This is a genomic window from Streptomyces sp. SX-6 (assembly GCF_059089585.1).
The window spans coordinates 92,807-106,094 of sequence record NZ_JBTHHU010000003.1; the positions used below are offsets into that span (position 1 = coordinate 92,807).

A 13,288-nucleotide genomic window follows, 5' to 3' on the forward strand; every position below is an offset into this window, starting at 1 on the left:
TCACCCGCGGGCCTTGGCGAGGAACATCAGAGACAACGCGGTCTCCTTCGGGTCGCTGCCATGGGCGGCGTAGTAGTTCTCGATGTGGAACCCGCTGCCGCCCGCCCCCGGTACTCCTGCTGCCGCCAGCCGCGCATCCACCGCCGTACGGGTCAGCAGCCGGTCGAGCTTCGACAGCGGCATGACCGCCTCCGACTCGCCCGCCTCCGCCACGATCGCGGGCACGCCGCCGCTGCGCGGCGGCACGATGCCGCCCTGGGCGAGTGCGAGGTCCGGGATGGTGGGGATGTTGATGGTGAAGCCCTTGCCACCGATGAACGGCACCCAACTTGGGACGGTGACGTGGATGCCGTTGACGGCCCTGATCGCCATGTTGATGAGCTCGAAGACCGACCTCATGGGCAGGGTCATGAAGTTCACGATGCCCTTGAAGATCGTGCCGGCGAACTCCGGCAGCCCGTTCCAGGCCGCCCGTATCGCCTTGTCCACGGCCATGAACGCGCCGGGGATGTCACCGCTGATCCAGAGGAGCACCGGGGCGATCGCGAGCTTGATGCCCTTCCAGACCATGCCGAAGAGCTTGCCGGTGTCCTGCATGATCGGCCCGACGACCCTCATGACGCTGTCGACGACCTTGCCGATGACGGAGAAGGCCGTCTTCATGATCTTCTGCATCGTCTTCGACTTGGACGCCATCTCGACGACCTTTTCGATGAGCGGTGCGAAGAGCCCGAGCAGCATCCCGATGACGTTGCCCTTCATGGACTTGTTGAGCCCCTTCATGCCGCCGTCGGCCTTCTTGAGCCCGCCGTGCATCGTGCCCATGTGCTTGCCGTTGTTGGCGGCTTCCTTGCCGAACTTGCCGACGGACTTGGCGGCGAGGTCGGAGGAGCTCTTGATGTTCTTGACCTCGCGGCCGAACTGCTGGGTGGAGGTCTTGGCCTTGCCTGTGTGGGTGTTGGCGATGCCGAGTTGCTTGCCGAATGCGCCGGCGGACTTGCCGGCGGCGTCTTGGGCGGTCTTGAACGTGCGGGCTCCGCCGGAGGCGATTCGGAATGCCTGTGTTAGGGACGACATGGCTTATGCTCCCCCAGCAAGTGTCTGGCTGACGCTGTTCATGCGGTTCTTCAGGCCATCGAGCTTGCTACTCATGGAGTCGACGTTCGCTTTGAGCCGGTCGTGTTCCTTTTTTGCAACTTCATCGGCCTTCTCTGCCTTTGTCTTGAGCGACTCAATTCTCGTGTATTTTTTCTGGGCTTCCTTCTCTACGTTCTCGATCTTCTTTAGGGTTTTGCCTGCTTTCTTCAGTTCGGATGCGGGGTTGGTGAAGGATGAGGGATATGCGGCATTGAGTAGCTGTGTATTGGCTGTGTCGTGCAGCTTGGTGAGCTTTTTTGATTGCCGTTCCGCACTTCTCTGTATTCTGCTCTCTTCGGATCCGGCGTGCGGGAAGGTCCGAAGTTGGCGTCCAAGAAAGACGACGCCCTTCTCGTCGACCTTGAACATGGTTCCGTCGACTTTGAACACAGTGAAGCCCATCTGTGCCGCCACGAGGCCGGCTTTTAGATAGTCGACGCTTGTGCTCAGGCCATTGATCTTGTTCTTCACCAGGTCGGCTTCTTTGTTGGTGAAGAAAAGGCGCCCGAATTCGCGAACAGTCTCGTCGGGGGTGAGGATCTTTGGAAGTTTTATGGAGGTGTCACCGTCGCCGGAGTTCGCCAATTTTCCGCCTCCCTTGATTGTTCAGGGCTGGGGTGCTTGCGTGCGAATGGTATACACTGCCCCAGTTATGGTGTTCTCGGATTTATGTGGGGATGTCGTGTTCGCTGCTCTGTTGATATCGCTGATGGTGTTTTTCCCAATCCCTGTCCTGCTCGTGCTCGTGGTTGCGCCCTGGTGGCGTGGCCGTCGGCTCAAGCGGGTAGGGGTTCGGGTTCCCGGCGTGTGCACATGGGTTTCGTGGGATGAGGGGGCATCCGTTGCAAGAATCAGTTACGTCACTCGTGACGGTTTCGAGTTGACTCACCGGACGAGGCCGAACTATTCGACGCCCCTTGAGCAGGGCGAGCAGGTGGACATCGTCTATGACCCCGCAAAGCCATGGAAGGCTCGTGTGGCTGCATGGCTGGACGAAGAGCCAGGCCACCGCTTCAACGCGCGAGGGCTGATTGTTCTTGAGGCGCTGTTCCTCATCCCGCAGCTCTACTGGTCCTACTTGCTGTTGCGCGCTTGTTTCTCTTGACGCGCCTGGTTGGGCTCTGTTCAACGCGGGCGCGTCGTTTGCCGTTCTGTTCGGCCTTGAGTCAGAGGGGTTTTGGGGAAGGTTGTGGAGGGGATGTATATCCTCGCGATCGTCACAGTGGCTCTATTTTTGCCTCTGTTCTTCATAGCTACGCTGGACGTTTTCCCCCGGCTGCGGAAAAGGATGCTGAAAAAGCGCGGCATCAGAGTGGACGGGGTCTGTATCGGGGTTGCCTGGGATGCGAATTCGGCAACGCTCGCCATTGAGTACGAGACGCGCGACGGGCGTGGGTTGACCCACCGGACAGACCCCATTCATCTGGCGCAGATCGACAAGGGGGATTCGGTTGCCATCGTCTATGACCCCAGAAAACCGCAGCGAGCTGACGTTGCCGATTGGCTCGACGGGGCGCCGAAGCAGCGGTTCTTTACGGTGGGGATGCTCGTGATAGAAGCAATTTTCCTGGTGCCCCAGATCTGCTGGGTCTACGTACTCGTCAGTGGGATTGTCCATCCTTGAGCTGTGTTGCTACGAGAAGAACCTGGCGAGTTGATCCGCCGTTGGCAGACGCTCTGTCTCGCGGTCTTCTTTCTCGTAGGGTGCGGAATCCGGCGAATCCGGCTCCGCGAGCCCGGGCCTGGGCACTGGCTCCGGATAGTCCAGTGGCTCTGCTTCCTCATCGCTGTTCAGCGTTCCTGTCATCCAGTTGGCAACCGCCAAGTGGTCAACCGTTGCTGCCAGCAGATGCGTTGACGCATCCCACTCCACAACCTCACCGTGCAGTTCACGGTTGACCGCACTGTCGCGTGGCAGATGCTTGACCAGCACCATGAGGCGGCGCGAGGAGAGCCGCTCACGGTGCCAGTCCAGCAAATCCACGCCGTAATGCCGCAGCAGATCCGCTTCTAGAGCCTCGGCGTGTTCTTCGACGAACGCGTCGAGGCTCAGGCTTCCCCCAGGCCGAGCCCGGTCTCCTTGCCGTACGCCTCCAGGATCGCGGCGATGTCCGGCATCGTCACGTCGTGCTTGGCGAAGCGCTCGAACTGCTTCTCGCCCAGCAGGAGTTCCAGCAGGCCGTCGACGTCGTTGTCGTCGAGCTCGCGCAGCGCACGGGCGGTGCGGCGGCCGATCTCGGTGGGGAGTTCGAACGTGTCGTCGTCGAGCTGGAAGGACCACGTACGACCACTGGCCTCCAGGCGCTGGGCGCGGGCTGCGTTGACGTCGAAAGCGGGCATGGAATTGCTCCTTTGTGGGTGGGAGGGAGGAAGGGAAAGCGGGGCGCCGCACTGTCGTACGGCGCCCCGAGGGGATTACTGCTTGGCCGGGGCGGTGGTCGCGAAGGCCTTGTCCTTCATCAGCCAGGTCGCCAGCGAATCGCCCGTGCCGGCCACGGCCGTGAAGGTGACGCCCAGCTTGATCGCGCCCTTGCGGTTGAGGTCCACGTCGTCGTTGACGGTCACCAGACCGCGCGGAATGACGAGGCGGTAGCGGATGCCCGCACCGTCGTTGAACTCGAGGCCCAGCGCGCGCTCGTCCTCGCCCTGGTTGTTCTTGATGTCGTACTTGTAGACACCCGTGTTCGGGTCGACCTCGCCGACGGTGCCGCCGCCGAAGAAGAACGGCATGGTGTCTTCGTTCAGCTGGAGCATGCCGAACTTCACGGTCAGCTCACGGTCGGTGTAGAAGGTCCGAACCGGGGTCAGCGACTGCCAGGTGTCGACGTTGGCGGTCTTGCCCTTGCGGCTGAACTTCACGCCGTCGGTGCTGGTGTAGCCCAGGTCCATCCAGCCGGCGCCCCATTCCGGGGCGTCGATGCTGGTCGGGGCGGCGGTGCCGGCCGGGGCGATCAGGACGCGGCCGGTACCGGCGACGCGGATCTCGCTCGGGTTCTGCATGGGGTTCTCCTTGAGAGGTGAAAAAGAAAGGACCTCACCGGAGTTGGTGAGGTCCGTAGGGAGGGGAGGCGGTGCGGATCAGGACGGACGGAGCGACAGCGACACCGTCGTGCGGTAGCGGTTCGCGGCGGGCCGGTTGTAGTCCGGGAACCACCGCACGGCCTCGGTCTCGACGACGTCGGTGACCACCGCCGCCCCGTAGGCCGTGCCGCGCAGCTGGAGGAGCGCGGTGCGGACGAGGAGGGAGACGGCGTGTGCCGTGCGCTTGTCCGGTCCGTAGACCTCCAACTCCACCAGCGGCTGGTCGAGATGAAGGTCATCCATCCAGGCCCCGCCGGTCCGGGAGACCAGCACCGCCTTCTGCGTACCGTCGAAGCTGGCGGGAGGCCGGTTGTCGATGACCACCCCGGCCAGCTCCGACCGGTACTTGAGCCCGTCGATGATGAGCTGTTCCACATCCGGGAACGTGATCGGGGCTTCCATTGCTTGCGTGCTCCTTTCCATGGGCACTCGCGAGCGCGGGCCGCGCGGCGTGCGGAGGGAGGGGTTCGCACGGCCCGCGCAACGCGAAGCGGCGGATGCCATGGCCCGGTTGGGGGCACAGCTCCGCCGCTGCATCCATTGTGATCGAGAACGTGCGGGCGCGCAACTAGAAGTTGTGAGGGCGCGCGTTAGGGGGTGGTGCTGGTGATGGGGTTGTCCGGGCTGTCGAGCCAGATGTGGCGGCTGACGTCGGTGACGGTCAGGCCGAAGCGGTCGTACGACGGCTGGCCTTGGTCGAGCCACCAGTGGTAGGCGGCTTCGGCTTCGCCCCAGAGTCGGCGCGGCCCGGCCTGCCAGACGAGCGTGGTCATGTCGCTGTCGTCGCGGAAGAGCGTGCAGGCCCACGCGTCGTCCGTGACGCTGTGCAGCCAGAGCGGGCGGGCGCCATAGCGCTTGCGGGTGAGTGTCTGGCGGCAGTCGGGCAGGCGGAGGGCGAGGGCGAACTCCACGGGATTGAAGGTGTCGTCGTCGGCGGCCTGGCAGAAGTCCGCTGCGGTGAGGTCGGTGGCGGTGAGGTCGGCGTGGGCGAGGTTGCCGTGGTGGGCGGTGATGGCGGCTGGGGGTGATGCGGTCGCGTTGATGAAGCTGCCTTCTGCGTGGGCGCCGTCGGGGGATGCGTGCAGCAGGGCTGTGAGCTGCTGGCGGCTGTGCGGGGTTGTCCAGGTGGTGATCAAGGGTGCGCTCCGGGGTTGCGTACGCCCGCTGCGGCGAGCTCTTCGCGGGTGGCGAGGCGGAGGGCCTCGGGCGGTGCGTCCCACTCCCGGCCGCCCTTCGGTGGGCGCACCTGTACGTGAGGGCCCTCGGTGCCCATCACTTGCGCGAGCGCTGCGGTCCGCGTGTCCACGACATAGGTGCCTTCGCGGTACGTCACGGAAGATTCCCTTCGGGTTGTGCGTGCTGGTGGCGCTCTCAGGGTTCTGGGTCGGCGCTACGCTCGGAAGGGGGTAGAGGGCAACAACAGGCCTGTTGCACAGGGGAGTTAGGTCATGGCCAACGCTGGCAAGACGGGTGGGCCCGGGCAGCCCCGTATCGGGTGGGGGTTCTTCGGGGAGGAGTTGAGGCGCCGCCGCGAAGCGGCAGGGCTCACGCAGCAGGAACTGGGCAAGCAGGTGTTCTGCACCGGTTCGTACATCGGGCAGTTCGAGGCGGGTACGCGTAGGCCGCGACCGGAGCTTGCGGAGCTGATTGATGCGGCCCTGGGGACGGACGGGTTCTTCAAGCGGATGTGCGAGGAGCTGATCAAGGGGACGCTGTATACGCACTACTTCGCCGACGCGGCGCGCCTCGAAGGGCTAGCCGTCACCATCCGCGAGTATGCGCCGACATTTGTGCCGGGCGTGCTGCAGACGGCGGCTTACGCTCGGGCCGTCTTCCTGGGCGGGTTTCCGTTTGCACCCGAAGAAAAGATCCAATTCTGGGTGGCTGCGCGACTGGCGCGGGCGCGCATCCTTGAACATCCAACAGCGCCGTTGTTGTGGGCTGTTCTCGATGAGGCTGTCATCCGGCGCAAAGTCGGTGGCGCTGCTGTGATGCGTGCGCAGCTGTTGTACATGGCTTCCCTGGTGCGCAAGCGCCGGATCGGTGTGCAGGTGCTGCCGTTCGGCGCGGGCACGTCGGCAGTGGGTGGCGCGGTCAGCTTGATGACCTTTGAGGATGCTCCTCCAGCGGCTTACACCGAGGGGGTTCTCAGTGGTCACTTGCTAGGCGATCCGGCCTCCGTGGGGCGGTGCGAGCTGCTCTATGACCTCGTGCGGGCTGCTGCGTTGCCACCAGAAGCGTCCTTGTCCTTGATCGAGTCAACGGCAGATGAGTACGCGCATGAACACGGTGCATGAACTGAATGCGACAGCATGGCGCAGGAGCAGCTACAGCGGGTCAGGGGCCGGAGGTGGCGGGAACGACTGCCTCGAAGTCGCCGACAACATACCCGGCATAGTCCCCGTCCGTGACTCCAAGGCCCCGCACGGCCCGGCCCTGGCCTTCCCCCCCTCGCGCCTGGGCCGTCTTCGTCGCCACTGTGTAGTCGACTCTTCCCGGCCTCCCTAATTCATGATCCACTGGCGTCACGTTGCGCCCGATGTGGGCGCACTTGATGCCATAAGGGGGAGTCCGTGCGGGACGTGCTGGCTGTGGCCGTGCGCGTAAGTGCTGGGCTGACGTTCGTCGCCACCGTGGTGGCATGCGTTTGGGCTCTGGGAATCGACTACCAGCCGGCGCCGCACACCGGTGTGCTCGTCTGCATCTGGGTGGCGGCCTGTGCCGCGGTTGCACGGGCGGTGCTGCTGTGGGTGCGGCGTGCACGCGGCAGGCGTCGTGCCGCCCGGCGCGCGGCCGTCAGGGTAAGCCTGGACAAGGGGCCGAGCGCGGATCCTCGTCGGGAGTGGGACGAGGTCTATGCGGTGCCGGATGGCTCGTGGGGGTGGGCCAAGGGCCGACAGTTGGCCGTGAACGTCCTGACCCTCACGGCATCCTTGACCGCCGTCACTCTGCTGTCTCTGCCACAGCACGACAGCCTGCAGGCCGCCATACAGCGTGCTGGCGCCCATGTTGCAGATGCGACTGTCGTGGGGCAGCCGCGCATCATCAAGAAGGAATACGACGACGACAACCCCGATATGGTCGTGGGGTATGTGACCAAACCGCTGGTGTCGATCCCCGGCGGCCCCGCACGACTTGCTCTTTCCCCGGTAAGTACCAGCAAACTGCCGCGTCCGGGCCAGCACATGCCAGTGCTGTGGTCGCCGAACAATCCGTCCCTGGGCGGCTATACCGACGCTGCCTCCGAGCTGCGCCGATTGGCAGACGGGAATTGGAAGGCGAATCTGACACGCGGCAGTAGCGTCACGGTGGTCATCGCGGGGGTCTTCGGACTGGTCATGCTCCCCTGGGTCTTTCTGTTCGCCTTGGGGCTGGAGGAGGACACACTGTGCGATGTTGCCTGGTCGCCGGGAGCGCAGACCGTTCATGCCGTCATCATTCTGGGCGCTGCGTACGGCTACACGCCAGCTCTCACAGGGCATGCTGCCCATGGTCTGCAGGCGTGCTGTCAGGCCCTCGGCTGGCTCTTCCTATGCGGCATGATCTTCTCCCCCATCTACCGGCTAGTGAAGGAGAACCAGTCCTGAGCAACCTGGAGTTGTCGGGTGCGGGTTGGTGGGGTGCGGCGGGCACTTCGCCGCTGCGCGGCTCATGCGGCAGCTGTGGGCGGTTTACGTGACGGGTGCTCGGCCGTCCACCCCCGTTTCGCCGTTGCGCGCACGCGAAGAGGCGCGGCGGTGGGGGGTGCTGGCGGCGATACGGGCGGCTTGCCGGGCTGTAACCCTTCAGCGGTGGGGAAGTTACGTTCCCAGAATCGAATACTCCTTGTTTGTCGCGTAGAACTCACCGCTATTGAAAAGTGGACCACTTGCCACGCATCAACAGCCCCAGGTTTCGCTCCCGTTCCCGCCGCGATGGGTGACTGGCGAATCGGGTACCGGTTTCCCCCCGAAAACCGACCCCAGACGTGCGGAAACCGGTACCCGGTTCGCCGTTCAGTAGCTGGGCTGTGGCGTATGGGATCCGTGAGGCTCCGGGCCTGCCCGCCTGCTCCGCCCCGCGCAGCGGAGCGGACCCGGGAGCGGGCAACGGCGCGCTGTCGCTGCTGGCATCCCGCACCCAGCAACGAGCATCGGCCGGGCTCCCGCCCTGTCCGTAGCCCGCCGCTGTGCGCCGGAGGCGCGAGACGAGACCCGCACTGGTCCGAGCGCCTCACCGCCCGCCGGTCCGCACCGCCTCCCGCACCCCCGCGATTCGTGTCTCCACCTCGCGGTACCAGTCCGTGACCCTGCGGTCCGGTTCCACTGCCACGCGGCCCGCGTCCAGGTCGCGCAAGCGGGCATCGGCGGCGTCGAGTTGTGCCTCCAGGGCGGAGGCGTCCGGCACGTTCGCGGCACGCGCGAGCTCGTACCGTGCGGCGGCCAGCACCGCATGGACGCGCTCGCGGAGCGGGGCGACCTTGTCGCGGATCTCCAGCAGGTTCTCGTGGAGGTCGTGCAAGGTGATGGCCGACTCGTCGAGGTCGTGGGCGAGCTGCACGAAGCTGTCGCTGTGGACTGTGAAGTGCAACGTCGCGGACTGGAGCGAGGGCAAGTCGGTGTCAGCGCGGACGCGCCAAGTTGCCTTCGCCGCATCGTACTTCGTGCTCAGCGCGTCGCACGTCGCCAGGCCTGCCCGGGCCGCGTCCAGCTGTGCCCGTACGGTGGTCACCGGCAGGCCGTCGGTGTGGCCGAGCAGGGCCTGGATCCGGGCCAGGTGATCCTCCAGCCTGCCGCGTGCTGCGTTCAGCAGGCCGTATGCGTCGCCTGCCGTATCCAGCACGCGGGCCAGGACCGCCCTGGCTTCCGTCAGTGTCGGGTCGTCCTCGCGCATGGCTCCTCCTGACCGTCCCCCGAGGTCTGAGTGTTCGTCAGGTCAGTGTGCCAGCGCCGCCGCAGCGGTAGAGCGTCTGGGCTTCCTTGGCCCCCTTGGCTCCCTTGCTGTCAGCCGCGCCGCCGTAGGCCGAGGCGGGGACGCGTGTACAGGACGAGGTGACCCACTTCTCTATGCGCGTCGTGGCCGCCGGGGAGCTTCCGCCGCCGCCGAACAGGGCGCCCATGGCGCGGTCGCCGGCGCCGCCCACCAGTACGTACCGCAGTCGGCCCGAGTTCACCAGCTGCTGGAACTGCGTCTCGGACGGGAACGGCACCCGGCCGCTGAAGCCGCCCAGTGGCAGCACGTCGGCGCCCTTGGCGAGGATGTACGGGGAGGCGCCGCTCCAGCCGGTGGTGGCGAAGACGTACTCGGCCGATCCCCGGTGTGCGGTCGTGTAGGCGAGCAACCTGCGCTGCTCCGTGGTGAGTTTGCCGCTGCCGTCGCCGCCGAAGCCGCCCATGCCGCCTCCGCCGTGGTGGCCGAAGCCCTTCAGTAGTTCCGCCATCTGCTTCATCTGCTTCGCGCCGCCATGGCCGCCGCCTGACGGGCCGATGGCGCCCATGCCGGAGCTCCGGTACCCCGGCTTGAACACCTGCACCGCCCACGCGCTCGGCGCGATCAGGATCGCGGCCAGTGAGGCGGCGAGGCCCGCGAACGCGAGCCGTCGGCCACGGGACCCGCCGCGACGGGCGAGTACGAGAGCCGCCACCGCGACCGTGCCCAGCACTATCACCGCGGGCACCAGCCACGGCAGGAACGACGGGAACAGGTCCGCAACGTAAGCGCCCCACGCCGCCGTCGCGGCGACCGTGCTCGGCAGCACCCAGGCTCGTCGCCCGCCCTCCCGGTAGGCGCGCCACAACAGGACCAGGCCGCCGCCGGCCAGGGCGGCGATCGGTACCGCTATGACGCCCATGTAGTAGGTGTGGCCGCCGACGCTTCCCGCGCTGAACACCAGGAAGAACGTGGTCAGCCAGGTGCCCCAGAGGAGGAACCCGGCCCGGAGCCGGTCCGTGCGTGGTCGCCCTCGCCGCCACAGCAGGCCGCAGATGATCGCGACCGCCGCGAGCGGGTAGAGCCAGCCGGTCTGCGAGGCGAGCGACGAGCCGAACATCTTGCCCCAGCCGTCCTGGCCGCCGCCCCGGCCGAAGCCGCCGTACGCGCGGGCCAGTTCGGCCATGCGTGAGGCCTCGGCGTTGGCGTTCTCCGCGCCGTCCGCCTTGGGGGACTGGCGCCCGTGGCCCCCGCCCCCGCCGCCCTGGGTCGCGCTGACGCTGCCCGTCGACGCGGCGCTGATCCCCAGCGCCGAGAACCGGTTGAGGAAGTTGTAGCCGACGACCATGCTGACCGCGGAGTTGTTCGTCGTGCCGTCGACGTACGGCCGGTCCTTGGCCGGCGCGATCGTGGCGACCAGCACCCACGACGCGGACACGGCCACCATGGCCAGCGTCGCGACCGCCAGCCGCAGCAAGCGCGTGCGCAGCGCGACGGGCGCGGAGACGAGGTAGAGCAGCCCCAGGGCGGGCAGGACCGCCCACGCCTCGAGCATCTTCGCCTGGAAGCCGATCCCGACCCAGACGCCGGCCATGACCAGCGGCCTCAAGCGGCCGTCACGCGCCGCTCGTTGGGTCGCTTCCGCCGCGAGCAGGACGCAGAGCGTGAACAGCGGGTCCTCGACGGCGGTGCGGAACAGCCCCACGGCAACAGGGGTCAGAAGAAATACGCCACTCGCAATGAGTGCCGCATTGACCCCGGCCCACCGTCGCACCACACGGTGGAGGACGAGGAGACTCGCCACTCCCTCCAGTATCTGAGGGAGTGTCAATGCCCAGGGATGGAAACCGAAGATCCGGGCCGAAATGGCCTGTGGCCACAGGAACCCCGGCAATTTGTCCAGGGTGATGGAATTCCGCGGGTCGAAGGAGCCGTAGAAGAACGCCTTCCAGCTCTCCGTCATGCTGCGCACGGCGTCCGCGTAGAACGCGTGGTACTGGCTGTGGTTGATCCCCCACGCGTAGAGCGCGGCGGCAAGCACGGTCATGACCAGCAGCGCAGGCCGCGCGTACGCGGGTTGGCCCTCGGGTGACCGCCAGGGGGCACGGCGGGTTGCCGTGCCTGCGGGAGGCGATCCGGCCGGGGCGGGGACAGTTGTAGCCATGCGCAGCAGTTTTCGGCATGGCGAGGGGCTTTCACGCCCCGGGCGGCTTTTTCAAGGAAATTCTCATGCGGCCCCGGGAAACCTTTTACGGACCTGGACCGGCCTTGGCGGAAAAGGGTGGAAGTCATGACCGGGGAATTGGGGAATGAGGGGCTGTTCGCGTCAGTTCCTCAGCCCCGGCACCTCGTCCCGCATCAGCGCGATGCCCGCCTCCACGGCGCACCCCCGCTCCCCTCGTCCCCACACGGCGGTGATCTTACGTGTGATGGGCAGTCAGGGCCGTGTCCGACCGGCGCGTTAGATTAATGGGCGATCTCACACACTCCCGGGTATCTCGAGACAGATGCGCCGGAGGTGGTACGGACGGGCAAAAGAGTCGGCGATGAGCACCTGGGGGATGGCATGAGCGAGCAGATCGTGATGTCCGGGGGGACCCTGCGGTGAGCAGCGCGCACAGTGAGCGCCTGGCGGAGGTTGTGTCCGCGACGGTGCAGGTGGCGGGGGAGTCGGGGCGCGCGGGGCGGTTCAGCGAGGACGTTGCCCATGCGCTGGCCTCGGTCATAGGCAAGGTCGCCGACAAGACGGTGGAAGCAGCCGAGTTGACCGGATTCGTCAACGGCTGGCAGGAAGCGGTGGCGGCGGTGGAGGAGCAGCAGGAGAGCTCCGCCACCGGCGCGCAGGTGTACCGGGTGCCGTCGTGGGGGAGTGCGGGCGGCGGCGAGCCGAAGGGCTGACGTTCCCTGGCCCCAGCCGAAGGGCTGACGTTCCCCGAGCGAGTCGGAGTCAGCGTTCGTGCGCCCGGCGCGTGGCGCGTTCCGCGGCGAAGACGTCCTCCAGGCGGAAGAGGTGTGCCCGGCCGCGGCGCCCCGCCGGGGCCAGGTGCGCGAGCTGGACCCACTTGCGGATGGTGTCGGGGACCACGGCCACCTCCTGGGCAGCCATGGTGGCGGTCACCAGCGTGGTCATCGGGGGTCCTCTCCGTCCTGGGCCGCGGTCAGCTCCGTGAGGTCGGCTTCCGTCGCGTCCGCGAGCTGCTGCCAGTCCGCGCGGGCCCAGGAGTGCCGGTGACGGCCGTCCGTACGGCAGTTGCAGGAGCCGTCGGTGCAGCGGCAGCCGGGGTTGATGCAGAGCACCGTCTCGCGGTGGGGGAAGACCCGCAGGGAAACGGAGTCGCAGTACGGGCAGCGGCCGCGTACCCGCACTGGCGCTTCCGTGTCGCCCAGGGCGAGCGAGCAGCGCCGTGCCATACGGCGGGCCTCGGAGCGCACATGGCCGGCGAGGACCGGGTCGGGGTGTGCGGCGATGTGGTCCAGCAGTCCGATCAGGCGGGTCAGGCGTTGCTCGACGGTGCCGTGCCGGGGTCTCGGCAGGCGCAGCCGCTCGCAGACCGCTTCCTCCAGTTCCACCACTCCGTCGGTGATGTCGCGGATGGTGTCGGAGACGAACAGGCGGATGGGGGCGGACGGGGCGCCGCGGTGCGTACCGCGTCCGGCGGGGGAGGGGCGGGCGGTGCGGCTGGGCGTCAGTTCCCGGCCGAGTTCGGGGAACTGACGCAGCAGGATTCCCAGCCAAACGGCGGCGCGGTCGGGGCGAAAGGCGCGGGTCATGGCTGCTCCGAGGGTGATGCGGGGGCGAGGAGGGCTTCCGGGACGCGGACTTCCCTGCCGTTGCGCCAGAGGCGGCCACCGCTGACTCCGTCGAACAGGCTCTCGCGCGGGGCGACGGTCTCCAGGCAGGGGCGGCGTACGGGGCAGATGGCGCAGGCGCGCAGGGCGGGCACGGCAGGTTTGGGGCGGCGGGCGAAGACGGTCTGCTGGGGGAGGCCGGCGCAGGCGGCGAGGGTGCGCCAGTCGGAGGGGAGGTGTGCGAATGCGGGCATGGGGCGGTGGTCCCTGGTCGGGCAATCGGCGGGCTGCGGCGGCCCGCTTGTTGCGGCTTCGCAATGGAACCTACGCCCATTGCGTGCGAGCGCGCAACAAAAGTGAGTGGGGTTTGGCT

Annotated in this window: 19 protein-coding genes; 6 read left to right on the plus strand and 13 right to left on the minus strand. The window is 67.0% G+C overall.

Annotated elements, in window-relative coordinates; all coding sequences use genetic code 11:
- Complete coding sequence (locus ACV530_RS04480) at nt 1–1,077, minus strand: phage tail protein (protein WP_494330907.1); 1,077 nt, start codon at nt 1,075–1,077, stop codon at nt 1–3.
- A gap of 3 nt (nt 1,078–1,080) precedes the next feature.
- Entirely contained in the window at nt 1,081–1,722 is a 642-nt protein-coding gene (locus tag ACV530_RS04485; protein WP_494330908.1) for a hypothetical protein, read from the minus strand.
- A gap of 67 nt (nt 1,723–1,789) precedes the next feature.
- On the opposite strand from ACV530_RS04485, the gene ACV530_RS04490 reads away from it, so the two are divergent.
- Nucleotides 1,790–2,242, plus strand: coding sequence for a hypothetical protein (locus tag ACV530_RS04490; RefSeq protein ID WP_494330909.1), 453 nt, complete (start codon nt 1,790–1,792; stop codon nt 2,240–2,242).
- 93 nt (nt 2,243–2,335) lie between these two features.
- A complete protein-coding gene (locus ACV530_RS04495; protein WP_494330910.1) occupies nt 2,336–2,761 on the plus strand; it encodes a hypothetical protein in 426 nt (141 codons plus the stop codon).
- A gap of 9 nt (nt 2,762–2,770) precedes the next feature.
- Here ACV530_RS04495 and ACV530_RS04500 read toward each other — a convergent pair whose 3' ends face one another.
- The 6 genes from ACV530_RS04500 to ACV530_RS04525 form a co-directional block, all read right to left on the minus strand.
- The gene (locus ACV530_RS04500) at nt 2,771–3,121 is read right to left on the minus strand and encodes a hypothetical protein (RefSeq protein WP_494330911.1); all 351 of its coding nucleotides are present in this window, start codon (nt 3,119–3,121) and stop codon (nt 2,771–2,773) included.
- 65 nt (nt 3,122–3,186) lie between these two features.
- A complete protein-coding gene (locus ACV530_RS04505; RefSeq protein WP_494330912.1) occupies nt 3,187–3,477 on the minus strand; it encodes a hypothetical protein in 291 nt (96 codons plus the stop codon).
- A gap of 75 nt (nt 3,478–3,552) precedes the next feature.
- A complete protein-coding gene (locus tag ACV530_RS04510; protein ID WP_494330913.1) occupies nt 3,553–4,137 on the minus strand; it encodes a phage tail tube protein in 585 nt (194 codons plus the stop codon).
- Between the two features lie 78 nt (nt 4,138–4,215).
- Nucleotides 4,216–4,620, minus strand: a complete 405-nt coding sequence (locus tag ACV530_RS04515; protein ID WP_494330914.1) for a hypothetical protein — start codon at nt 4,618–4,620, stop codon at nt 4,216–4,218.
- 188 nt (nt 4,621–4,808) lie between these two features.
- Nucleotides 4,809–5,354, minus strand: coding sequence for a hypothetical protein (locus ACV530_RS04520; RefSeq protein ID WP_494330915.1), 546 nt, complete (start codon nt 5,352–5,354; stop codon nt 4,809–4,811).
- A complete protein-coding gene (locus ACV530_RS04525) occupies nt 5,351–5,551 on the minus strand; it encodes a hypothetical protein (RefSeq protein ID WP_494330916.1) in 201 nt (66 codons plus the stop codon). Before ACV530_RS04525 ends, ACV530_RS04520 begins: the two co-directional genes overlap by 4 nt.
- A 115-nt stretch (nt 5,552–5,666) precedes the next feature.
- Here ACV530_RS04525 and ACV530_RS04530 point away from each other — a divergent pair, with 115 nt between their 5' ends.
- The 3 genes from ACV530_RS04530 to ACV530_RS04540 all read left to right on the plus strand — a co-directional run bounded on the left by ACV530_RS04530 (nt 5,667) and on the right by ACV530_RS04540 (nt 7,805).
- Complete coding sequence (locus tag ACV530_RS04530; RefSeq protein ID WP_494330917.1) at nt 5,667–6,515, plus strand: helix-turn-helix domain-containing protein; 849 nt, start codon at nt 5,667–5,669, stop codon at nt 6,513–6,515.
- Nucleotides 6,499–6,726 (plus strand): DUF397 domain-containing protein, encoded by a 228-nt coding sequence (locus ACV530_RS04535; RefSeq protein WP_494330918.1) that lies wholly within the window; start codon nt 6,499–6,501, stop codon nt 6,724–6,726. Before ACV530_RS04530 ends, ACV530_RS04535 begins: the two co-directional genes overlap by 17 nt.
- A gap of 65 nt (nt 6,727–6,791) precedes the next feature.
- Complete coding sequence (locus ACV530_RS04540) at nt 6,792–7,805, plus strand: hypothetical protein (protein ID WP_494330919.1); 1,014 nt, start codon at nt 6,792–6,794, stop codon at nt 7,803–7,805.
- A gap of 625 nt (nt 7,806–8,430) precedes the next feature.
- On the opposite strand, the gene ACV530_RS04545 is transcribed toward ACV530_RS04540, so the two are convergent.
- Together ACV530_RS04545 and ACV530_RS04550 are read right to left on the minus strand one after the other, a co-directional pair.
- Nucleotides 8,431–9,090, minus strand: a complete 660-nt coding sequence (locus tag ACV530_RS04545; protein ID WP_494330920.1) for a hypothetical protein — start codon at nt 9,088–9,090, stop codon at nt 8,431–8,433.
- Nucleotides 9,091–9,127: 37 nt separating this feature from the next.
- A complete protein-coding gene (locus ACV530_RS04550) occupies nt 9,128–11,173 on the minus strand; it encodes an ArnT family glycosyltransferase (RefSeq protein ID WP_494330921.1) in 2,046 nt (681 codons plus the stop codon).
- Between the two features lie 557 nt (nt 11,174–11,730).
- Between ACV530_RS04550 and ACV530_RS04555 the strand changes: the two genes are divergently transcribed.
- On the plus strand, nt 11,731–12,024 hold the full coding sequence (locus ACV530_RS04555) for a hypothetical protein (protein WP_494330922.1): 294 nt from the start codon (nt 11,731–11,733) through the stop codon (nt 12,022–12,024).
- Between the two features lie 49 nt (nt 12,025–12,073).
- Here the strand turns inward: ACV530_RS04555 and ACV530_RS04560 are convergent, their stop codons facing one another.
- From ACV530_RS04560 to ACV530_RS04570, 3 genes are read right to left on the minus strand one after another with little or no spacing between them, the layout of a single operon-like run.
- Complete coding sequence (locus ACV530_RS04560) at nt 12,074–12,256, minus strand: hypothetical protein (RefSeq protein ID WP_494330923.1); 183 nt, start codon at nt 12,254–12,256, stop codon at nt 12,074–12,076.
- Nucleotides 12,253–12,897, minus strand: a complete 645-nt coding sequence (locus ACV530_RS04565) for a hypothetical protein (RefSeq protein WP_494330924.1) — start codon at nt 12,895–12,897, stop codon at nt 12,253–12,255. The genes ACV530_RS04560 and ACV530_RS04565 overlap by 4 nt, the downstream gene beginning before the upstream one ends.
- The gene (locus tag ACV530_RS04570; RefSeq protein ID WP_494330925.1) at nt 12,894–13,169 is read right to left on the minus strand and encodes a WhiB family transcriptional regulator; all 276 of its coding nucleotides are present in this window, start codon (nt 13,167–13,169) and stop codon (nt 12,894–12,896) included. Before ACV530_RS04570 ends, ACV530_RS04565 begins: the two co-directional genes overlap by 4 nt.
- Nucleotides 13,170–13,288: the final 119 nt, after the last annotated feature.